Consider the following 21793-nt stretch of genomic DNA (forward strand, 5'->3'; position numbering starts at 1 on the left):
GCAGCTCCGGTGCCAACGCCGGCGCGGGTGGCGCAGGCGGCCTCGGCGGGGCCGGGGGATCCGCCGGCGGAGCGGGCGGCAACGCGGGCAACGGCGGGACCGGTCACGGCGGTGGTGCGGGCGGCAACGGCGGCGCCGGCGGCATCAACAGCTTCGGCAACGGAGGCAAGGGCGGCAGGGCCGGCAACGGCGGCAACGGCAGCTCCGGCGGCGCCTACCCGGGCGGTGCCGCGGGTATCGGCGGTGCCGGCGGCATCAGCTCCGGAGGCATCAGCAACTTCGGCGGCAGGGGCGGCAACGGGGGCAACGGGGGTGCCAAGTCCGGCGCCAGCGCCGATGGCGCCTGCGGTATCGGCGGAGCCGGCGGCAACGCCACCGGCGGCCTCCTCTACCAGGGCGGCGACGGCGGTACCGGCGGAACCTTCGGTGGCGGAAGCCCCTGCGCGGACGGAGCCGACGGAACTCCGTGACCCGCCGTGACCCGCCGGGGAAGATGTCCGGCGCCGCCCCGCGCAAGGACGTCTGCCCCCGTCCCGGGTGTACGGCGACATCCTGACCATCTCGTCGCTGAGAGCCGGTGCACCGGCTCTCAGCGGCGAGTCGCGTTCCGGGCGTCACCCGGCTCGGGACGGCACTCGCATACGACCGCCGACGCGAGGTCCGAAAAACCCATAAATGTCCTTGAAAAGTTCCCTTTATGTATATTTTGGACGAACCGGATTTACAGGTACCAGCGGAGGAGTAGTCATGGGTTTGCCCGTCGTCGGCGGTTTGATCGACAGCGTGATCGGCATCGTCCTGGGTGCGGTGAACGGCGTCGCCCCTCAGGTCGGCGCCCTCCTGAGAGGCTTGGGTCTGCCGGTGTGAGCGGTCCGGTATCCAGCACTCGGTTCAGCCTCCGCCTGCGGGCGACCCGGTCCCGGATCGCGAGAGGGGAGGCAGACAACCGAATGGCCCAGGACTGAGGGAGGCTTCCCGGCGGCCGCCCGGACACTTCGTCACCGGTTTCACGGAAACCGCACGCGCGTTCCGCCCCGCAGATCACCCCGCCCCCCGTCGGCGGGACGACCGCCCTTCGGCAGGCCGGAGGGCGGTCATGTCCTTTCGTCCGGCGCGGCGCGGTCCAGGGCCCCGGCCCGTCCGCCCCTCCACCGGCCCCCGGGCGTCGACCCACACCCCACAGAAGTACTTACAAGCCAATTTATCGTTGATTAATCTGCTTAACTACATTTCATCATCTAAATATTACTGAGATATATCATTCCTCCATAAGATGGGTGTTGTCAGCTGAGAACCACTTCGGCTGCACAACGAAAGGCGTCCCCCAAGCGCCGTACGCGCACCATCGCCGTTCCCCAGACCCTTCTCATCGCCGCGCTCGCGGTAGCAGGCCTCACCGCTCCCCCGTGCTCGCCTCCGCGGGCCCCGAGACAGCAGCGAGCAACACCCGGACCCACACCGGCCTCGGCATTCTGGGGCTGCCCGGCAGCAACGGAGCCGATGGCGTGGGGAACAACGGCGGACTCGGCGGTGTGGGCGGCACCGGCGACGGCAAGGGCAGTGTCGGCGCCGCCGGCGGTGCCGCCAGCCCGGTCTGCCCGGGCAAGCCCGGCGGCAACGGCACCGCGGCCACGTTCAGCGCTGACGGCACCACGGGTGCGACCGGCGCCCGCGAGCCTGCCGGGGAGGTCCGGGCCGTGCCCGCGGAGCCGCAGGACCACGCCGGTGCTCAGGCCCGGCGGTTGTCGGCCGCCTCGATGAGGTCGTCGAGGCGGGCGAGCGTGGCGGTGAGCTGGTCGATCCGCTCCCTGACGCGGGCGCGTTCGGCGGCGAGCATGGCCCGCTGGTGGGCGGTCGTGGTGTCCGTGTCGATGCAGGGGATCAGTTCGGCGATACGGCTGCTGGACAGGCCCGCGGCGTAGAGCTGCTGGAAGACGCGGACCCGGTCGACGGCTCCTTCGGCGTACTCGCGCTGACCTCCGGGGCCGCGATCGGGCGTGAGGAGCCCCTGCTCCTCGTAGTAGCGCAGCGCGCGGACACTCACTCCGGAGCGCCGGGCGACCTCTCCGATGCGCACGCCGTCCTCTTCTCGTCGGCACCTGGACTTCAGGACTTGAACCTGACGTCAGCGGTAGGTTTTAGCGTACCGGACATGACCACACCGAACACGAAACACACCACCCGTATCGAGGGCGCCGTCGCGCTCGTGACCGGCGCCAACCGGGGACTGGGCAGTCATTTCGCCCGACAGCTCCTGGAACGCGGCGCCACGCGTGTGTACGCGGCGGCCAGGCGTCCGGGGCCGGTCGACCTCGACCTGCCCGGCGTCGTACCGCTGCGGCTGGACATCACGGACGAGGACGAGGTCCGAGCGGCGGCGGCCACGGCGGCCGACGTGACGCTCCTGGTGAACAACGCCGGGGTCACCCACTTCACCAGCCTCCTCACCGCCGACCTGGCGGCCGTCCGCGCGGAGATGGACACGAACTTCTGGGGCACACTGGCCGTCGTGCGGGCGTTCGCCCCGGTGCTCACGGCCAACGGGGGCGGGACGGTCCTCAACGTACTGTCCGCGCAGTCCTGGCACGCTTCACCGGGCAACAACGGCTACCACGCCAGCAAGGCGGCCCAGTGGGCGCTGACGAACGGCCTGCGGATGGAGCTCGCCGGGCGGGGCACGCTCGTGACCGGGCTTCACCTGGGAGCCGTAGACACCGACTTCAGCGCCTCCTACGACGGACCCAAGGGCGATCCGGCCGCCACCGTACGCGCCGCCCTGGACGGGATCGAGGCGGGAGCGGCCGAGGTGCTCGCCGACGACTGGAGCGCGCACGTCAAGAAGTCACTGTCCGAGGATCCCGTCCGGCTGCACGACGAGATCCGCGCGGGCATCATCTGACCGGGTTCTGATCGGTTTCTGATCGGGCCGCTCCGGTACGGCGTACCCGGGCACCGAGGGCCAGCGGACGGTCAGTACCACCGACTCCTCCTCCGCGGTCCAGGAGTGGTCCACTCCCTCGCCCCAGACGACGTAGTCGCCCTGTTCCTCCAGGAGCACGTCGCGGCCGGGGAACTCCATGCGGAAGCGGCCCGAGACGAGCACCAGGACGGCGGTGCGCACCTCGCCCTCCACCCACCGGGTCCGCCGCTCGCCACGCGGATGGACGCCCCACTTGACCTCCACGGCCTCGCTGTGGCGGGGGTCGCCGTGGTCCCTGAAGTGCCCGAGCAGCCATCCCCGGTCCAGGGCCGCGTCCTTGCCCGCGTTGCCCACGTACACGCCGTCCACGCCGTTCGTACCGTCCACGCCGTCCACGCCGCCGTCCACGCCGCCGTCCCCGCCGTCATCCATGCGCCCGCACGCTAGCAGCCCGCCCGGGGACGGCCGCGTGCCTGCTGTTCAGCGCAGGGCGTCGTACAGCAGGCGCGCGGCCGTCTCCGCTCCGTCCGTGCGCATCCCGGCGCTCACGGCCTCCGCCCGTGCCCGCGTCCCGGGTGCCAGGACCGTCCTGATCGCGGCGTCCAGGGCGTCGTCGGTCAGGGCCGGACCGTCGAGGGCCGCGCCGATCTCCAGGTCCGCCACCCGGCCGGCCCAGTACGGGTTGTCCGCCAGTCGGAGAGGTACCACCACCTGCGGCGTGCCCGCCCGGGCCGCCGTCTGCGTCGTACCCGCGCCTCCGTGGTGCACCACCGCGGCCACCCGGGGGAACAGGGTCTGATGGCTGACCTCTCCGATGGCGAAGCAGTCGTCCCGGCCGTCGTCCCGGCCGTCGGTCAGGTCCAGGTCCAGCTCCGCCCAGCCCCGGGAGACGAGTACGCGGCGGCCCTGCGCGCGGATCGCCTCCACGGTCCTGCGGGCGATGTCCGGTGCCGGGGTCATGCTGCCGAAGCCCACGTAGACCGGCGGGGTGCCCGCGTCCAGGAACGCCAGCAGGTCGGCAGGGAGCGGGCGTTCGTCCGGCAGGAACCACGCGCCGGTCTGGGTCACATCGATCACGTCGGTCATATCGGCCACGCCGGCCACGCCGGCCACGCCGGTCACGCCGGTCACGCCATGGTCCGGCGTCCCGCGCCACGGTCCCAGGACTGGGTCCGCCGCCAGCCACGGCCGGTCGCTGTAGACGTGGTCGCGGACGTCGCCCACCGGCGGCAGGCCGAGCACGGCCCGGTGGGCGTTGAGCTGTTCGCGGAACTGCGCGTTCACGTGGCGGGCGTCCAGGTCCCACAGCGTCCGGTTGTCGCTCGACCCCGGCTCCGGCCAGCCCGGTCGCGGGGGCGGCGCGTGGTGGGGCGACGGGAGGTTGACCGCCGCGTAACAGGTGTACACGTAGCGGATGTCCGCCGCCTCGGCCACCGACCGCGCGGCGATCTGCGCCAGCCCGGCCGCCACCAGCGCGTCGCAGCCGTCGGCCGCCACGGGGAAGAGGTCGAACTGCGCGTCGAGCATCTCGGTGCGGTAGCGGGCCAGGTCCGCCGCCGACGGCACGCCCGCGCCGCGCATCAGCTCCTTCACCGGCGGTCCGACCGGCACCAGTCGCACATCGAGGTCCGCCAGCCGCCGTGCGAACTCCTCGTCCGGCGGGGCGCACATCCGCACCTCCACGCCGAGCTCCCGCAACCGCACCGCGAGCGCGACCAGCGGTTCGACGTCGCCGCGCGTGCCGTACGTGGACAGCAACACCCGCATCCCGCACCCTCTTTCGTTCCGTTGTCGACGGCTGCGCGTGGGCCCCGGCGGGTGCGCGGCAGCAGTGTACGACGCGTGGTGCCGGTCGCGGCAGTGATCCACGATCACTGCCGCGACCAGGCAACGGAGGGCGTTTTGCCCTCTCGCGCGGGCCGTCGTCAGTGGCTACGGTGATCGTCGGCGCGCCCCCGGGGCTCCCGCCCGTCAACGCACCCCGAAGGGGACCGCATGCATCGTTCGTCCGTGCCCGTCCCCGACGTCTCGGTCATCCTGCCGTGCGCCGGGTTCGGAACGCGTTTCGGGGCGCCCTACTCGAAGGAACTCCACTGTCTGGCGCCCGGGGTCACCGTGCTGGACCGCAGTCTTGAGGCCGTCGTCGAACTGGCCAGGAGCGGGCTCTCCGTACGCCTGGTCGTCGTGTTCGAGACGCACAAGATGGACACGGTGAGCTATCTGGCGCGCTACGCGGAGACCTTCCAGATCGTCTTCGTCTACCAGGACCAGTCGTCGCAACCGGAACTCGACGGGGCGATCCGGTCCGCCCTGCCGATGACGCACGGGCCGGTGGCGCTCGTCCTGCCGGACATCGTTGTCACAGGTGCGGGCAGCACCGGCAGTCTGCTCGCCGCACTGCGGCACACGGAGGTGGCGGGCTGGAGCGTGGTGGCCGCCGAGGAGCACGACCCCGACACGCTGCGGCAGATGGGCGCGCTGGCCCTGGTCGAGGGGGACGGCGGCAGGACCGTCGGGGCGGCCGTCGACAAACCCGCCGACCCGTCGGCCTACAACGCGTTCTGGGGCATGGTGGCGGCCGCCGAGGGGCATGCGCACCGGCTGCCGGATGTGGTCCGCAAAGGCGCGGACAGCCCGCTGGCGGGCGCGAGCGCCGTCATGGTGGAGGGGATCGTCAACTACAACACCTCGGCGGGCTGACGCCCCGGGCGGCAGTCACCGGGTGACCGGCTACAGCCGCTGGATGATCGTCCCCGTCGCCAGCGCCCCGCCCGCGCACATCGTGATGAGCGCGAACTCCTTGTCCCGCCGCTCCAGTTCGTGCAGCGCGGTCGTGATGAGCCGGGCCCCCGTGGCGCCCACCGGGTGGCCGAGGGCGATCCCGCCGCCGTTGACGTTCACCTTCTCCAGGTCCTGCTCGAAGACCCGCGCCCAGCTCAGCACCACGGACGCGAACGCCTCGTTGACCTCGACCAGGTCGATGTCCTTCAGGGACATGCCCGCCTTGCCCAGGACGGCCTTCGTCGCGTCGATCGGGCCGTCGAGGTGGAAGTGCGGGTCGGCGCCGACCAGGGCCTGGGCCACGATCCGGGCGCGCGGGCGCAGCTTCAGCGCCCGCGCCATCCGCTTCGACGCCCACATCATCGCGCAGGCCCCGTCGGAGATCTGGGAGGAGTTGCCCGCGGTGTGGACGGCCGTCGGCATGACCGGCTTCAGCCTCGCCAGGGCCTCCATGGAGGTGTCGCGCAGCCCTTCGTCGCGGTCCACCAGCCGCCACATGCCCTGTCCGGCCGCCTGTTCCTCCTCCGTGGTCGGCACCTGCACGGCGAACGTCTCGCGCTTGAAGCGCTCCTCGGACCAGGCGGCGTGGGCCCGCTCCTGCGAGAGGAGTCCCAGCGCGTCGACGTCCTCCCTGGTCAGCCCCCGGTGGCGGGCGATCCGCTCGGCCGCCTCGAACTGGTTCGGCAGGTCCACGTTCCACTCGTCGGGGAACGGTTTGCCCGGCCCGTGCCTGGACCCGGAGCCCAGCGGCACCCGCGACATCGCCTCGACGCCGCAGGAGATGCCGATGTCGATCACGCCCGTCGCGACCATGTTGGCGACCAGGTGCGACGCCTGCTGGGAGGAGCCGCACTGGCAGTCGACCGTCGTCGCGGCGGTCTCGTACGGCAGGCCCATGGTGAGCCAGGCGACGCGCGCGGGGTTCATGGACTGCTCGCCGGCGTGCGTCACCGTGCCGCCGACGATCTGCTCGACGCAGTCCGCGTGGATGCCGGTGCGGCCGAGGAGTTCCCGGTAGGTCTCGCCCAGGAGGTAGGCGGGGTGCAGGTTGGCGAGCGCGCCGCCGCGCTTGCCGATGGGGGTGCGTACGGCTTCGACGATCACGGGTTCCGCGGCCATGGGAGTCCTCTCCTCGGGTCACCCGCGCGGCGCGGGCGTCCCGGCGCACCCGCCACGCTGAACTAGTACGCGTTCTAGTTATGTGTGCAGTCTGCTGACCCGGCGTCCGCCACCGCAAGGGTCGTGCAGCCCTTGGAGTAGCGATCTGCACGTATGCGGCACGGAATCGCACCCTTGCGCGGACGCACGTACCGCGTACGGAATTCAGCGCGGCATGCCTCTTGCCTCTTGTAGAACCCGTTACTACCTTCTCGGCAATTCCCGGTTCCTGATGGGTCGTCAGAGGACGGCCGTCGTACGACCTGGAGGCCCGATGCCCTGTCCAGCGCTCCCCGACGGGTTCGACTTCACCGATCCCGACCTGCTGCACCACCGCGTGCCTCTCCCGGAGTTCGCGGAGCTGCGCCGGGCCGAGCCGGTCCGCTGGATCCCGCAGCCGCTCCATCTGGCCGGCTTCCAGGACGAGGGCTACTGGGCCGTGACCCGGCACGCGGACGTCAGGTACGTCTCCACGCACCCCGAGCTGTTCTCGTCCACCCTCAACACCGCGATCATCCGCTACGGCGAGCACATGGACCGCGAGACGCTCGACGTGCAGCGGCTCATCCTGCTCAACATGGACCCGCCCGAGCACACCCGGGTCCGCCAGATCGTCCAGCGCGTCTTCACCCCGCGCGCCGTCCGCGCCCTGGAGGAGAGCCTGCACGCGCGCGCGGGCCGCGTCGTGGAGAGCGCGCTCGCCGACGCCGGCCCCGGCGGCTCCTTCGACTTCGTCACCCGGATCGCCTCCGAACTGCCCCTCCAGGCGATAGCGGAGCTCATCGGCATCCCGCAGGACGACCGCGCCAGGATCTTCGACTGGTCCAACAAGATGATCGCGTACGACGACCCGGAGTACGCGATCACCAGGGAGGTCGGCCAGGAGGCCGCCACCGAGATCCTCGCCTACGCGATGAACATGTCGGCCGACCGCAAGCAGTGCCCCGCCGAGGACATCGTCACCACGCTGGTGGCCGCGGAGGACGAGGGCAACCTCGCCTCCGACGAGTTCGGCTTCTTCGTGCTGATGCTGGCCGTCGCGGGCAACGAGACGACCCGTAACGCCATCACGCACGGCATGCACGCCTTCCTCACCCACCCCGACCAGTGGGACCTCTACAAGCGGGAGCGCCCGGCGACCGCCGCGGAGGAGATCGTCCGCTGGGCCTCGCCCATCGTCGCCTTCCAGCGCACGGCGACCGAGGACACCGGGCTGGGCGGCAAACAGATCCGCAAGGGCGACCGCGTCGGCCTCTTCTACTCGTCCGCCAACAACGATCCGGAGGTCTTCGACCGGCCCGAGGTCTTCGACATCGGACGCGACCCGAACCCGCACCTCGGCTTCGGGGGCGGCGGCCCGCACTTCTGCCTGGGCAAATCCCTGGCCACCCTGGAGATCGACCTCATCTTCGACGCGATCGCCGACGCCATGCCCGACGTGCGCCTCGCCGGGGAACCCCGCCGGCTGCGCTCGGCCTGGCTCAACGGCGTGAAGGAGCTACAGGTCAGCGCCGGCTGACCCGACCCACCACCCGGGAGGCGGGGGCGCCCTCTCTCGCGCCGCGCCCCCGCCCCCCCGGGCTTCCCCTTCCCGCGGCAACCCGAAGGCGGCCCGAAGGCAACCCCACGGCAACCCGGCGGCCACCCGGTGAACGTTTTCGGGGGCCCAGGCGTCTTCACAGGTGGCACAGACAAACCTCACCCTCGAAGACTTCGAACGGAAACACCGAGCCGTGGCCCGAGCCGAACCGTCCCCCGTCCGGCAGGAGGGTGCCCCCGTCTCCCGGAAGCGAGACCTCCGACCGGTTCTGCGACCGTTTCCGCGGCGGTACCGGGTGCCCCTGCTCGCCACCCTGCCGACCGTCCCGCTGTACGTGGTGTGGTGGCTGTTCCTCGCCACCGGCGGCGGTGATCTGGCCGCACAGGAGGCGTGGGCCGACTTCGCGTCCCGGCACGGCAGCTCGGCGTACAGCCTGTTCTGGTACGGCGGGATGCACACCGCCAACTACAGCCTGATATCGCCCTACCTGATGGCCGCCCTCGGCGTGCGGACGGTCACCGTGGCGGCCGGACTGCTGGCCGCCTGGCTGGCCGCGGCGCTCATCGTCCGTACGGGGATCCGCCGCCCCCTCGGCCCGGCGCTGCTGGCGTCGCTCGCCCTGTGGTGCAACGTCGCGTCGGGGCGTACGACGTTCGCGCTCGGCGTCGCCCTCGGACTCGCGGCCTGTGTCCTGCTGACCGGGGAGCGGCGCATACCCCTGGCCACGGCGTACGCGGCGCTCGCGACCATGGCGAGCCCGGTGGCGGGCCTCTTCCTGGTCGTGGCGGGGGCCGGCTACGCCCTCGTACGGGACCGGGCGCGGGCCGCCTCGCTGATCGTGCCCCCGGTCCTGGTGGTGGGCGCGACCACCCTGCTCTTCCCGTTCACCGGCGAGCAGCTGATGCCCGCCGCCCGGATCTGGCCGCCGGTGCTGATCGGCGTCGTCGTGCTGACGCTGGCCCCGCGCGGGTGGCTGGTGCTGCGCTGGGGCGCCGTGGTGTACGCGGCCGGGACGGTCCTCACGTATCTGGTGCCCTCGCCGGTCGGCACGAACGTGGAGCGGCTCGCGGAGCTGTTCGCGCCCGCCGCGCTGCTGGCCGCGCTGCTGGCGGTGCCGGGTCCGCGGCACACGGCGGAGGTCGACCCCGCCGGATGGCGCCGGCACCGCAGGAGACGCGTCGCGCTGACGATGGCCCTCGTCTTCTCCGTGGGCTGGGTCGGCAAGAAGACCGTCGACGACCTGGAGGTGTCGACCGTGGTGCCCGCCTGGGCGCACGACACCAGCAGTGTCGTGGAGGCCCTGGACCGGCTCGGCGCCGACCGCACCCGCGTCGAGGTGGTCCCGGCACGCAACCACCGCGAGGCGACCGCGCTGGCCCCGCACGTGAACCTGGCGCGCGGCTGGAACCGGCAGCTGGACATGGAGCGCGGCCGGCTCTTCTACGACGGGACGTTCTCGGAGAAGACCTACCGGGCCTGGCTGGACCGGTGGGCGGTCGGCTTCGTCGTACTGCCCTCGGGGAAGCCGGACGGCTTCGCGGAGGAGGAGGCGCGCCTGGTCAGGAACGGCGTCCCGTGGCTGGAGCCGGTGTGGCGCGACCCGCACTGGCGGATCTACCGGGTGCGCGACGCGGTGCCGCTGGTGTCGGCGCCCGGCACCGTCGTGCACGCGGACAGCGCCGAGATCGTGGTGCGCGTCCCGCGCCCCGGCCCGGTGACCGTGCGTGTCGCGTTCTCGCCCTGGCTGCACGCGGAGGGCGGCTGCCTCACCGAGGAGGGCGAGTTCACGCGGCTGACGGTGACCGAGCCGGGCGAGTACCGGATCAGCTCGGGGTACCGTCCTTCGCCGGGACCGGCTTCCCGGTGCTGACCTCCTCGGCCTCCTCGGCCTCCTCGGCCGTCTCGGTCCTTTCGGGCTCCTGGGTCCTTCCGGGCCCCTCAGTCCTCTCGGCCTTCCCGGCCTTCCCGGCCTTCCCGGTCCCCTCGGCCTCCCCGGCCCCCGCGGCCGGTTCCGCGAGTGGCCGGGGCCTGGGTCCCTGGAGCAGGTAGGTCAGTCCGAAGCCGGCGCCGACGACGGCCGCGCCGCCCACCGCGTCCAGCACCCAGTGGTTGCCGGTGGCCACGATCGCGGAGACCGTGAACAGCGGGTGCAGCAGCCCGAGGGCCTTCATCCACCACTTGGGGGCGAGGATCGCGATGACGAGCCCGCACCACAGCGACCAGCCGAAGTGCAGCGAGGGCATCGCCGCGTACTGGTTGGTGAGCGCGGTCAGCGTCCCGTAGTCCGGCTGGGAGAAGTCCTGCACACCGTGCACGGTGTCGATGAAGCCGAGTTCGGGCATCAGCCGCGGCGGGGCCAGCGGGTAGAGCCAGAACCCGACGAGCGCGAACAGCGTGGCGAAGCCGAGCGCCGAGCGGGCCCAGCGGTACTCGGCGGGCCTGCGGACGTACAGGACACCGAGGACGCTCAGCGGGACCACGAAGTGGAACGACGTGTAGTAGAAGTTGAAGAAGTCCTCCAGCCACCCCACCTCCACCACCGCGTGGTTGACCCAGTGCTCGATGTCGATGAAGAGGAACTGCTCGATCGCGTGGATCTGTTCGCCGTGCCGCTCCGCGGTGGCCCGGCCCCCGGTGTTGGTGCCGCCGGTCGCCGCGAGCCGGACCTGCTGGTACGCGGAGTAGCCGACGCGGATCAGCAGCAGTTCGAGGAGGAGGTTCGGCCGGGTGAGGACCCTGCGCAGGAATGGCAGCAGGGGGACGTGCCTCCAGCGGGTGGGCACCGGCTCCGCGTACCGCGTCGGGATCGGCGAGCGGTAGTACTCCGACGTACGGGACAGGAACGGGACCGCGGTCGCCGCGGCGAGGGCGGCGAGCAGCACGACGTTGTCGCGCAGCGGGTGCAGCGGCGCCATGTTCGGCAGCATCATCTTGGACGGCAGCGTCATCACCAGGACGACGGCGACCGGCCACACGTACCGGTCGCCCGCCTTCTTGCCGACGCGCCCGGCCATCGCGAGCAGCACCCACAGCAGCTGGTGCTGCCAGGTGGTCGGCGCCACGACGACGGCGACGCAGCCGGTGATCGCGACGGCGAGCAGCAGCTGGCCGTCGCGGGCGTAGCGCACGGCGCGGCGCAGGCCGAGGACGGCGACGGCCGCGCCGAGTGCCAGGAAGAGCGCGATCTCCAGCGGCCCCTCGACGCCGAGCCGCAGCAGCGCCCCGTGGAGCGACTGGTTGGCGAGGTCGTCGGCGGGCCGGCCGAGCCCGGCGCCGGCCGAGTGGTGCACCCAGTACGTGTACGAGTCGTGCGGCATCGCGGCCCACGCGAGCACGGTGGACGCGGTGAAGGTGAGCCCGGTGGAGACGGCGGCCGGGCGGCGGCCGGTCAGCCACAGCAGCGGCACGAACAGCAGGACGGTCGGCTGCAGGGCCGCCGCGAGGCCGATCAGCACCCCGCTCGCCCGTTCCCCGCGCACGGCGAAGCAGCCGAGGAGCACCAGCAGGACCGGGATGATGCTGGTCTGGCCGAGGTGCAGCGCGTTGCGCACGGGCAGCGACAGCATCAGCAGGCTGATCGCGACGGGCGCGGCCAGCAGGGCCGTACGGCGGCCGACGGGCTGCGGCAGGGCGCGCGCGGCGACCAGGCCGAGGGCGACCACCAGCAGCAGGGTGCCGAAGGTCCAGCCCCAGCCGAGGGCCTGTTCCGCCGCCCTGGTGAGGGGTTTGAGGACGAGTCCGCCGAACGGCGTGCCCGTGAACCGCGTCGAGTCGTACAGCGAGCCGGTCACGTGCAGCACGCCGTCGGGTCCGACCCAGGTCTCCAGTTCCGTCAGGCGTTCGCCCTTCGGTGTGCTCAGGACTACGGCGACCTGCCGTACCGCCAGGACGGCGGCGATCAGCCAGAGGCCCGCGCGGACCATGCCCAGCCGTGCCTCCGCCGTCCCGGGTGCTGTCGCCCCGAAGGCATCACCTGGTCGTCCACCGTGCTCCACGTTCGCCACGTGCCGTCGGCCCTCCCGCCCCGTTCGTCCCTTGGGTCCCATGAGTCCCATGGGTTTCGTGCGTCTGTTTTCTGTTCGAACCCTTAGAGGCTCGCACCACCCCCGACGTGAGACGCAGGCAACCCCCTCTTCACCTGACGTGCGTCGTTCTTTTGTCCTGATGGAGGTGTTGTACGGCCGATGTGACGCCCCGGTACGCCGCCACGCCAGGCCGTGACCGGAATACAACCACCCCGTCCGTGGGTAAGCGGCTATATTCGGCGACAGAACTAGTTAGCACGCCTAACTAGATAGACGAAAGGCCTACCGCATGACCGAGCCGCAGCTCTGGCACGACGTGGACGACTACTTCACCGGACTCCTCGCCCCGCCGGACGCCGCCCTGACCGACGCGCTGCGCGACAGCGACGCCGCAGGACTGCCGCAGATCAACGTCGCCCCGAACCAGGGCAAGCTGCTGCACCTCCTCGCCGCGACCCAGGGCGCGACCCGCATCCTGGAGATCGGCACGCTCGGCGGCTACAGCACCATCTGGCTGGCGCGGGCCCTGCCGCGGGACGGCCGGCTGATCACCCTGGAGTACAGCGAACAGCACGCCGAGGTGGCCCGGCACAACCTCGCCCGCGCGGGCCTGGACGAGGTCACCGAGGTCCGGGTGGGACCCGCCCTGATCGGCCTGCAGGAACTGGCCGACGAGAAGCCCGAACCGTTCGACCTGGTCTTCATCGACGCGGACAAGGTGAACAACCCCCGCTACGTGGACTGGGCCCTGAAGCTCACCCGGCCGGGCAGCCTGATCATCCTCGACAACGTGGTGCGCGGCGGCGCCGTCACCGACGCCTACAGCGAGGACCTGAGCGTGCGCGGCACCCGCGAGGCCCTCGAACTCCTCGCCGAGCACCCCAAGGTGAGCGCCACGGCGATCCAGACGGTGGGGGTGAAGGGGTACGACGGGTTCGCGCTGGCCCGCGTGCTGCCGTAGGCCCTCGGACCTCGCGGCAGAAACCCACGTCGGACCTCGCGACAGAAGCCCACGTCAGACCTCGTGGTAGAAGCCCACGTTCACCATGCGCGGTCCCGTGCGGTCCACTATGACCAGCTCCCCCGAGCCGCCCACGGGCAGCTTCGCCGTCCCGCCGTACGGAAGCGCCTGCTGGGCGCCGCCCATCAGGGCGAACCGCACCTCGGACGACGGCTCGTCGTGCGAGCCCCGCAGCCAGGTCACCTGCCAGGTCTCCTCGGGTCCGCACAGGAACTCCAGGTGGACCCGCGAGACGAACAGCCAGTCGTCGGGCGTCGCGAGGCGGCACACGCCCCGGTCACGCCCCACCCGCAGCACGGCGCCGGGCTCGCTCGGCGCGTCGGCCATCTGCATCCCGGCCGTCGCGCCGGCGTCCGTCCCGGACACCGAGGCCATGGTGAGTTCGAGCACGTGCGCTCCTTCGTTGCCACGCGATCCCGCGGTTCCGCGATCCCGCAGTTTCGCGGTTCCGCGATCCCGCGGTTCCGCGGTCCCGATCCGGTCCGGTCCGACTGTCCTGTTCCGCGCCGGGACGTGAGGGTGTCCCCGCGACGTATCGCCGCCGAATGATAAAACGCCCGGACGTGCACCGTCCCGCACAGTCGCATACCGGTCCGGACACCCCCATACCGTTCCGGACTGTCTCATACCGTTCCGGCGTGGTCACACGCTCTCCGGCACAATGGACGTATGACCGAGCGCAAGCCTCCCGGGGTCGCCTTCGAGTCCTGGGTCGACAAGCAGATCCGCGAGGCGGAGGCCCGCGGCGAGTTCACCGAACTCGCCGGCGCGGGCAAGCCGCTGCCGAGTGGTCCCGACACGTCGTACGACGAACTGTGGTGGATCAAACAGAAGATGGCCCGTGAGGGCCTGTCCGCACTGCCCCCGACCCTGGCGCTGCGCAAGGAGGCGGAGGACGCCCTGGAGAAGGCCGCCGCGGCGCCCTCGGAACGGGTCGTGCGCCGGATCGTCACGGACATCAACGCGAAGATCCGGGACATGATGTTCAAGCCCCCACCGGGTCCTCCGCTCGGCCTGAAGCCGTACGACGTGGAGGACGTGGTCCGCGACTGGCACGCCCGCCGGTCCGCCTGAGGCCCGTGGCCTGAGCCGGAGCGCGCGTGAGGCCCCGTCCGGTGTGCGACCGGGCGGGGCCTCCTGCGGGGTCTGCTTGGTCGGGGTCTGCTTGGCTTGTTCTGATCGTTCGGTCGTCCGCGGGGGTGGGCCCGCGGACGGGGCGGGTCACAGCTTCAGCAGGCGTTCCGTCAGTTCGCGGTAGTCCTTCAGGGCCAGCCGGAGCTGCTCCGTGTCGGCCTTCCCGTCGCCGGAGCCCTGCCACGACGTGCGCAGGGTGCGCTGCCGGTGGGCGACGGCGTCCACGAACCGCTCCGTGACCTCCTTCAGCACCTCGTCCGCCTCCTCGACCGAGCCCCGCGGCCCGTCGACGAACGCGGCCACCGCCTGCTGCAGCCGGAGCGACCACTTGTCGCCCTCGTCGCGCATGAGCCGTCCGCCGGTGCCCGCGCCGGCTCCGGCGTTCACCCTCGCCTCGGCACCCCGGAGCCCTTCACGGGACGCGCCGCTCCGGCCGGCGCCGGCGCCCTTCCCGAGGCCCTCACCGGCCGGTGAGCGGTCGTGGCCCGCCGCACCCGCCGAGCCCGGGGCGCCCGGAGCACCGACGGGTCCGGCCGGGATCCTCTCGCCGTCGACCATCGTGTCCCGGCCCTCGCGGGCCCGCTCCTGGGCCGCCGCCCGGTCGTCCGAGCCCGCCCGGACCGTGCCGCCCGTGCCCGGTGTCCTCGTCACGTCGCCCCGACCGCCGGCCTGATCCCGTTCGTCCCGGAACGGTCCCGTCGCAGTGTTGTCCGACATGCGTGTCAACTCCCCTTCACGTGACGCCTGTTGAGGGCCCACGGCGCGTTCGCGCGGCCGTGGGAGCCGTCGGTCCGGTCGGCCGGGGCCACTTCCCCGGCGTCCTTGCGCATCCGCGCCCTGCCGTCGCGGGCGGAGTCGGTCAGGTTCTCGAAGAGCGCGCGGGCCTCGACCAGCGACTCACGCAGTTCCTCCGTGTCGGCGTGCCCGGTCGCGCCGACGTTGGAGTGCGCGGCCAGGTGGACCCGGCGGTAGCCGTTCACGTGGTGCGCGTGGTGCACGGAGAGCGCGGAGAGCTGCTCCTCGTAGTGGTCGCCGGCCGGGTAGCCGCGCGCGCCCGCCACCTCGGCGAGCAGCCGGTCCGCCTCGACGACGGCGTCACGCGGCGAGTCGACGAACTGCTCCTGGACAGCGGTCCAGCGGACCGCGTACCGCTCCCGCGCCGCGGGGTCCAGCGGCTGCTCGCGCAGCGAACCGTGCCGCTCCACGCGCTCCTCGAGTTCGCGCTCGGCGGCCTTGGTGTCGCCGTCGTGCCGGGCGACCGCCCGGTCGTACTCGGGTCCGAAGCGCCGCTTCAGACTCTGTCCGCCGCCCGACCCGCGGGCCCTCAGGAACCTGGCGATCACGACGGCGACAAGGGCCACCGCGATCACGATCAGAACGATGATCACGCCTGTGGACATGGATTGCCTTCCGGGTTCTGGGCCCAGTGGGCCGGTTCTTTTCGTCGTGTTGCCCGGACTCCGGCCCACAAACGGGCGCTCCCGCAATCCGGGTCGGAGGCGTGGCGACGGGACGGCGACAGGACGGCGACAGGGTGGCGAGGGAGGAGGCGGCAGGCGCCCCGGCGCTTCCGCGGCGGCGGAAGGCGACACCCCGCACGCCCCGCCGGGCGAGGGCCGGCGGACCCCCGGGACGGGGGCCGCCGTTCACTCGCCGGGCTGCGGCCGACGGGTCTCATCCGCCGGACCGCGGCCGACGGGCCTCACCCGACGGACCGCGGCCGTCGGGCAGGTCGCGGGGCCGGCTCCTCGTACGACCGCTCCGCGTCGGAGCCGCACAGCTCGGCGTTGAGGTCCGCCACGAGCCGGACGAGGTCGGTCGGCCGGTCCGGGCCCCACCAGTCGCCGAGCAGTTCGGCGAGGGACTCCTCACGGGCCCCGGCCAGCTTCTCGGCCACCTCGTGGCCCTGCTCGGTGAGGACGAGGTCGTGCCCCCGGCGCAGGGCGAGATGCCGTCCCTCCACCTGGCGCGCGGCCGTGATGACGACCCGCAGGGGCACCCCGCTGTATTCGGAGAGGGCGGTGGGGTCGGCCCACCCGTGGCGCCGGATGCGCAGCAGCAGCCAGCTCGCGGCGGGCAGCAGGTCGTACCCGGCGCGGGCGGTGATCTTCTCGTAGGTCTGCCGCCGCCCCTCCCGCGTGCCGAGCACGGACAGCGCGCGGCACACCTCGTCGTACGAGGAGCGTTCCACGGGGTTGCTGGCGAGGGTCTGGGTCGCGTCGGGTGCCGTCACCGACCCCCGCAGCGGGTCCTCGCGCAGGAACCAGGCGAGCACGAAGCCGAGGAGGGCGACCGGCGCCGCGTACAGGAAGACGTCCGTGAGGGAGGTGGCGTACGCCTCGACGACGGGCGGCCGGAGCGCGGCCGGCAGCTCGGTGATGATCTTCGGGTCGGACTTCAGCGCGTCGGCGCCGAGCCCCGCCGGGAGTTCCTGGCCCCGGAGTACGTCGCTCAGCCGGTCGCCCAGCCGGCCCGCGAAGACCGAGCCGAAGACGGCGACCCCGAACGAGGCGCCGATGGAGCGGAAGAAGGTGGCGCCGGAGGTCGCGACGCCCAGGTCCTCGTAACGGACGGCGTTCTGCACGATCAGGACGAGGACCTGCATGACCAGTCCGAGTCCCAGGCCGAAGACGAGGAAGGACGCGCTCATCCCGGCCGTGGAGCTGTCCACGTCGAGCCGGTGCAGGAGCAGCAGGCCCAGGGCGGTCACCGCGGTGCCGGCGACGGGGAACACCTTCCAGCGGCCCGTACGGCTGACGATCTGCCCGGAGACGGTGGAGGAGATCAGGATCCCGGCCACCGTCGGCAGCATGTGCACGCCCGACATGGTGGGCGAGACACCCTGGACGACCTGGAGGAACGTCGGCAGGTACGTCATGGCGCCGAACATCGCGAAGCCGACGACGAAACTGATCACCGCGGCGAGGGTGAAGGTGCGGATGCGGAACAGTTTCAGCGGGAGGACGGGTTCGGCGGCGCGCCGTTCGACGGCCACGAACGCCACGGCCAGTACGACGCCCAGCACCGCGAGGCCGATGATCCGCGGCGAGGTCCAGGCCCAGGTGGTGCCTCCGAGCGAGGCGACGAGGACCAGGCAGGTGGCGACGGCCGCGATCAGGAACGTACCGAGGTAGTCGATCGTGTGCTGCCGGGAGCGGACCGGGATGTGGAGGACGGCGGCGATGACGGCGAGCGCGACGGCCCCGACGGGAAGGTTGACGTAGAAGACCCAGCGCCAGCTCAGATGCTCGGTGAACAGGCCGCCCAGCAGCGGGCCGAGGACGCTGGTCGTACCGAAGACCGCCCCGAACAGGCCCTGGTAGCGCCCTCGTTCACGGGGCGGGACGAGATCGCCGACGATCGCCATCGACAGCACGATCAGCCCGCCGCCGCCGAGGCCCTGGAGGGCACGGAAGGCGATCAGCTGAGGCATGTCCTGCGCCAGGCCGCACAGCGCCGAGCCGATCAGGAAGATCACGACGGCGATCTGGAACAGCTTCTTGCGTCCGTACTGGTCACCGAGCTTGCCCCAGAGCGGGGTGGCGGCCGTGGAGGCCAGCAGATAGGCCGTGACGACCCACGACAGGTGGTCCAGGCCGCCGAGGTCGCTGACGATGGTCGGCAGCGCGGTCGACACGATGGTCTGGTCGAGCGCGGCGAGGAGCATCCCGAGGAGCAGCGCCCCGATCGAAACGAGGACCCCGCGCTCCGGGTGCCCCGGGGCGGCGGTGGTGGTGCCGCGTGCGTTCCCGGCCATGAGAACCTCCCGGCCACGAGAAGCCCGTTCCTCTTCCATCCTGGTCGGTGTGACCGGTTATGGCCTGTTGAATCCGGTCAGGCGTCCCGGATTCCGGGGGTGACCGGGAGATTGTGTGGAGGGGCTCTGCATAATCGCTGGAGTCCGTACGGGAGGGATCCACACGTGAGCGACCGGAGCGGTCACATATGTCCTGAATGCGGGGCGCCCAAGGAGTCGGGGGGCTCCCCGACCTGCGACTGTGCCCGCAGAGCGGCGGACGAACTCCTGGAGACCCGTTCCGCGGAGGCCGCCGCCGCGGAGGACTTCGACCCGCTGCGCATACGCCCTTACGTGGACCTGGGAGTACACACGGAGGGGCCCACCGGGTCCGAGTCCGGGATCGGGCCGGAGCACGAGGCCGCTGAAACACACGCGGCGCACGAGACCCGCGAGACGCACGAGGGCCGCCCGGGGTCCGACGCCGACGCCGACGCCCGGGGAACGCTCGCGCTCCCCAGGCAGCACCCGTCCTCCGACGACCGCACGGGCTCACCCGAGCACCAGGGCCGTCACGAGGGCCCGGGGTCCCCCGGTGTCGGAGGCGACGACCACGGCGACCCCGGTGCCCCCGGCGACCGCGGCGACCACGGGGCACCCCGTACGGACGCCGCGGGCCCCCACCCCTTCGACGCGACGGCGCGGCTGCCCCGCGCCACCGCGCTGCCGCACCCGCAGGACAGCCGGCTCTCCGGGGACGGGTCCCCGACCCGGCCCTCGGCCCCGTTCGACTTCCCGGGCGACCCGGCCCTCTCCACCCGCACCGACCGCGCCGAGAACCCGGGCCGTCGGCGTCGCCTCGTACTGGTGGGCGCCGGTGCCACCGCGGTCGTGATGGCGGCCGCCGGGTTCGCGGGCGGACTGTTCTCGTACGAGTCGCCGTCGCGCAACGGCGCCGCCCCTGACGACATCCGCGCGAGCGTGCCGGACGCGTCCGTGGACGAACCGTCCCCGTCCTCGCCCTCGTCCCCGTCCGGCTCCGGGTCGGCGTCCGCGTCGCCGACCGCCTCGCCGTCCGGGTCGGCGAGCGAGAGTGCGTCGCCGTCGGCCTCGGGGTCGCCGAGCGCCTCGGCGACCCCGTCCCCGACGACGGCCACGTCGCAGGAACCGTCGGCCGAGAACCCGGTGAGCACCACCCGACCGCCCTCCGTGCCACCGGAGAAGGCGGAACCGGTGACGCTGCGCCGCGGCGACGAGGGCCCGGAGGTCCTCGAACTGCAGCTGCGGCTCAAGCAGTTGGCCCTCTACCTGGGCACCGCGGACGGTACGTACGACAATCGAACAGAAAACGCCGTGCGCAATTACCAGTTCACCAGGGGCATCAACGGGGAACAAGGCACGTACGGCCCACAGACCCGCCAACGCCTCGAAACAGAGACATCGGAACCCTAGGCCACGGCGGGCGCCGCGAAGGGCGCGGGACCCGCGCCCCCGACCCGAATCCCCCACTCACCCGGGGACGCGGGAACCGCGCGACACGTCCCCCCGCACTCTCGCCCGCTTGCGTACCGGCGCCGCGTCCACGTACGTGTCGGCGCCGCTCACGCACCGGCGCCGTGTCGCACCCGCGCCTCACCCCACGTGCAGCCGGACACCCCCACCCGCCACATCGTCCACTCGCTCGACCCGAATCCCCCGAAGGTCCCGCACCACGGCATCCGGCCGGTGGAACCCGGCCCGGGGCCCGACCCCCACCACCCGCATCCCGGCCGAGCGCCCCGCCGCGATCCCCGCTCCTGAGTCCTCGAACACCACGCACTCCTCAGGCGCGACCCCCAGCTCGGCCGCCCCCTTCAGGAACCCCTCGGGATCCGGCTTGCTGGCCCCCACGGACTCCGCGGTGATCCGCAGCCCGGGCAGCGAAAGCCCCGCAGCCTCCATGCGCGCGGTGCTCAGCGGCACGTCGGCGGACGTGACGAGCGCGTGCGGCACCCCCAGCTCCCGCAGCGAACCGAGGAACTCCGCGGCCCCTTCGACGGGCACGACCCCGTCCATGTCCGCGGTCTCCTCGGCCAGCATGCGCGCGTTGTCCGCGTAGTTCCGCTCCATGGACCGGCTGGGCAGCAGCACGGCCATCGACGCGTACCCCTGCCGTCCGTGGACCACCTTCATGACCTCGTCACCGTCGAGCCCGTGCCGGTCGGCCCACCGGCGCCAGACGCGCTCGACGACGGCGTCCGAGTTGACGAGGGTCCCGTCCATGTCCAGCAGCAGGGCACGGGCGGTCAGCACGGTCGAGGCCGTCATCAGCAGGCTCCAAGAACGAAACGAAAGGGAGAGCGAAAAGCGCAAGGACAGGACGTCGAGGACCCGGAGCGCGCCGAGGATCCGAAGCGTCGGGGAGAGCGCCGCGGCCCCGGGCAGGGGGCCGGGGCGGCGAGGGACAAGGTGGTCCCGCCCGCCGGTCAGGGGGTGCGGACGGGAACCACTTTGTTTCTCCACGGTACAAAACGAAGTGGCGATCCGCCACCCACCCGCGCGACCTCTTCGCCACCCGTCCGGGGCCCGCCCGGGGTCCGGACGGAGCCCGCCCGGGGCTCGGACGGGGTCCACCCGGGGTCCACCCGGACCGGGAGGTCGAAAAGACCAGGCTCCGGAGCCGGCGCGCGCGCCCTGATCCGAAAGTCCCACCCGACACCTTGCCGTGTCATGACCCCGTCATTAACTTCTCACCTCACGCACATCCCCCGGAAACCGGCCGCCGGGAGCATTCCTTGCCCGCAGGCCGACTTCCCCCCACCCAAAGGGAGTTCACATGCCCGGTATCTACGCGCGTCGACGACTGAGTGCGGTCGCGGCCCTCACCGCCCTGGCAGCCACGTTCGGGCTCTTCAACGGCCCGACCGCCTCCGCCGCGCTGCCGACCCCCGTCAGCGCCGCCACCGCCCGTACCTACCTCGCCTCGCTCACCGTCGCGGCCGAGGACCGCACCGGCTACGACCGCGACCTCTTCCCGCACTGGATCACGATCAGCGGCACGTGCAACACCCGCGAGACCGTCCTGAAGCGCGACGGCACGAACGTCGTCACCAGTTCTGCCTGCGCGGCCACCAGCGGCTCCTGGTACTCCGTCTACGACGGCGCGACCTGGACCGCGGCCTCCGACGTCGACATCGACCACCTCGTGCCGCTGGCCGAGGCATGGGACTCCGGCGCCGACGGCTGGACCACCTCGCGGCGCCAGGCATTCGCCAACGACCTGACCCGCCCGCAACTGATCGCCGTCACGGACAACGTGAACCAGTCGAAGGGCGACCAGGACCCGGCCCAGTGGATGCCGTCCCGCACGGCCTACGCGTGCACCTACGTCCGCGCCTGGGTCCAGGTGAAGTACTACTACGACCTGTCCGTCGACTCCGCGGAGAAGAACAAGCTCAGCTCGGTCCTGAACGGCTGCTGACCGGGTCCTGCCCGGGGC

General features: G+C 72.2%; 18 protein-coding genes and 1 pseudogene. 9 read left to right on the forward strand and 10 right to left on the reverse strand.

The window, feature by feature from the left end:
- Positions 1–470: pseudogene (locus KM933_RS28895) on the forward strand (PE family protein); the annotation flags it as partial.
- A gap of 1259 nt (positions 471–1729) precedes the next feature.
- Here the strand turns inward: KM933_RS28895 and KM933_RS28900 are convergent.
- Complete coding sequence (locus KM933_RS28900; protein ID WP_221357562.1) at positions 1730–2077, reverse strand: MerR family transcriptional regulator; 348 nt, start codon at positions 2075–2077, stop codon at positions 1730–1732.
- 75 nt (positions 2078–2152) lie between these two features.
- On the opposite strand from KM933_RS28900, the gene KM933_RS28905 reads away from it, so the two are divergent.
- Positions 2153–2899: an SDR family oxidoreductase gene (locus KM933_RS28905; protein WP_221357564.1), complete on the forward strand. Its 747-nt coding sequence runs from the start codon at positions 2153–2155 to the stop codon at positions 2897–2899.
- On the opposite strand, the gene KM933_RS28910 is transcribed toward KM933_RS28905, so the two are convergent.
- Positions 2843–3352 (reverse strand): cupin domain-containing protein, encoded by a 510-nt coding sequence (locus KM933_RS28910; protein ID WP_260334307.1) that lies wholly within the window; start codon positions 3350–3352, stop codon positions 2843–2845. The genes KM933_RS28905 and KM933_RS28910 overlap by 57 nt on opposite strands.
- A gap of 48 nt (positions 3353–3400) precedes the next feature.
- Positions 3401–4687, reverse strand: a complete 1287-nt coding sequence (locus KM933_RS28915; RefSeq protein ID WP_221357566.1) for a glycosyltransferase — start codon at positions 4685–4687, stop codon at positions 3401–3403.
- 228 nt (positions 4688–4915) lie between these two features.
- On the opposite strand from KM933_RS28915, the gene KM933_RS28920 reads away from it, so the two are divergent.
- Complete coding sequence (locus KM933_RS28920) at positions 4916–5620, forward strand: glycosyltransferase family protein (RefSeq protein ID WP_221357568.1); 705 nt, start codon at positions 4916–4918, stop codon at positions 5618–5620.
- A 30-nt stretch (positions 5621–5650) separates the two neighbouring features.
- Here KM933_RS28920 and KM933_RS28925 read toward each other — a convergent pair whose 3' ends face one another.
- On the reverse strand, positions 5651–6820 hold the full coding sequence (locus KM933_RS28925; RefSeq protein ID WP_221357570.1) for a steroid 3-ketoacyl-CoA thiolase: 1170 nt from the start codon (positions 6818–6820) through the stop codon (positions 5651–5653).
- Between the two features lie 313 nt (positions 6821–7133).
- Between KM933_RS28925 and KM933_RS28930 the strand changes: the two genes are divergently transcribed.
- A complete protein-coding gene (locus tag KM933_RS28930; RefSeq protein WP_221357573.1) occupies positions 7134–8378 on the forward strand; it encodes a cytochrome P450 in 1245 nt (414 codons plus the stop codon).
- A 214-nt stretch (positions 8379–8592) separates the two neighbouring features.
- Positions 8593–10269, forward strand: a complete 1677-nt coding sequence (locus KM933_RS28935) for a hypothetical protein (RefSeq protein ID WP_430727380.1) — start codon at positions 8593–8595, stop codon at positions 10267–10269.
- Here KM933_RS28935 and KM933_RS28940 read toward each other — a convergent pair.
- Positions 10223–12403: a bifunctional glycosyltransferase 87/phosphatase PAP2 family protein gene (locus KM933_RS28940; RefSeq protein WP_308013578.1), complete on the reverse strand. Its 2181-nt coding sequence runs from the start codon at positions 12401–12403 to the stop codon at positions 10223–10225. The two genes, KM933_RS28935 and KM933_RS28940, sit on opposite strands and share 47 nt — an antisense overlap.
- Positions 12404–12713: 310 nt before the next feature.
- On the opposite strand from KM933_RS28940, the gene KM933_RS28945 reads away from it, so the two are divergent.
- Positions 12714–13385, forward strand: a complete 672-nt coding sequence (locus KM933_RS28945; protein ID WP_221357574.1) for an O-methyltransferase — start codon at positions 12714–12716, stop codon at positions 13383–13385.
- Between the two features lie 54 nt (positions 13386–13439).
- Here KM933_RS28945 and KM933_RS28950 read toward each other — a convergent pair whose 3' ends face one another.
- Positions 13440–13835 carry a hypothetical protein gene (locus KM933_RS28950; RefSeq protein ID WP_221357576.1) on the reverse strand — a complete coding sequence of 132 codons (396 nt, stop codon included), beginning with the start codon at positions 13833–13835 and terminating at the stop codon, positions 13440–13442.
- Between the two features lie 279 nt (positions 13836–14114).
- Here KM933_RS28950 and KM933_RS28955 point away from each other — a divergent pair, with 279 nt between their 5' ends.
- Positions 14115–14519, forward strand: a complete 405-nt coding sequence (locus KM933_RS28955; protein WP_221357579.1) for a DnaJ family domain-containing protein — start codon at positions 14115–14117, stop codon at positions 14517–14519.
- A 147-nt stretch (positions 14520–14666) separates the two neighbouring features.
- On the opposite strand, the gene KM933_RS28960 is transcribed toward KM933_RS28955, so the two are convergent.
- The 3 genes from KM933_RS28960 to KM933_RS28970 all read right to left on the reverse strand — a co-directional run bounded on the left by KM933_RS28960 (position 14667) and on the right by KM933_RS28970 (position 18336).
- Positions 14667–15296 (reverse strand): hypothetical protein, encoded by a 630-nt coding sequence (locus KM933_RS28960; protein ID WP_221357581.1) that lies wholly within the window; start codon positions 15294–15296, stop codon positions 14667–14669.
- A gap of 5 nt (positions 15297–15301) precedes the next feature.
- On the reverse strand, positions 15302–15979 hold the full coding sequence (locus KM933_RS28965; protein ID WP_221357583.1) for a hypothetical protein: 678 nt from the start codon (positions 15977–15979) through the stop codon (positions 15302–15304).
- Positions 15980–16281: 302 nt separating this feature from the next.
- Entirely contained in the window at positions 16282–18336 is a 2055-nt protein-coding gene (locus KM933_RS28970) for an MDR family MFS transporter (RefSeq protein WP_260334309.1), read from the reverse strand.
- A 165-nt stretch (positions 18337–18501) separates the two neighbouring features.
- Between KM933_RS28970 and KM933_RS40375 the strand changes: the two genes are divergently transcribed.
- Positions 18502–19767, forward strand: a complete 1266-nt coding sequence (locus tag KM933_RS40375) for a peptidoglycan-binding domain-containing protein (RefSeq protein ID WP_221357590.1) — start codon at positions 18502–18504, stop codon at positions 19765–19767.
- Between the two features lie 180 nt (positions 19768–19947).
- On the opposite strand, the gene KM933_RS28980 is transcribed toward KM933_RS40375, so the two are convergent.
- Complete coding sequence (locus KM933_RS28980; RefSeq protein WP_221357591.1) at positions 19948–20622, reverse strand: HAD family hydrolase; 675 nt, start codon at positions 20620–20622, stop codon at positions 19948–19950.
- A 508-nt stretch (positions 20623–21130) separates the two neighbouring features.
- Between KM933_RS28980 and KM933_RS28985 the strand changes: the two genes are divergently transcribed.
- Positions 21131–21775 carry an HNH endonuclease family protein gene (locus KM933_RS28985; RefSeq protein WP_221357593.1) on the forward strand — a complete coding sequence of 215 codons (645 nt, stop codon included), beginning with the start codon at positions 21131–21133 and terminating at the stop codon, positions 21773–21775.
- The last annotated feature ends 18 nt before the right edge of the window (positions 21776–21793 follow it).

This window comes from Streptomyces beigongshangae, from assembly GCF_019710745.1.
Classification (GTDB): domain Bacteria; phylum Actinomycetota; class Actinomycetes; order Streptomycetales; family Streptomycetaceae; genus Streptomyces; species Streptomyces beigongshangae.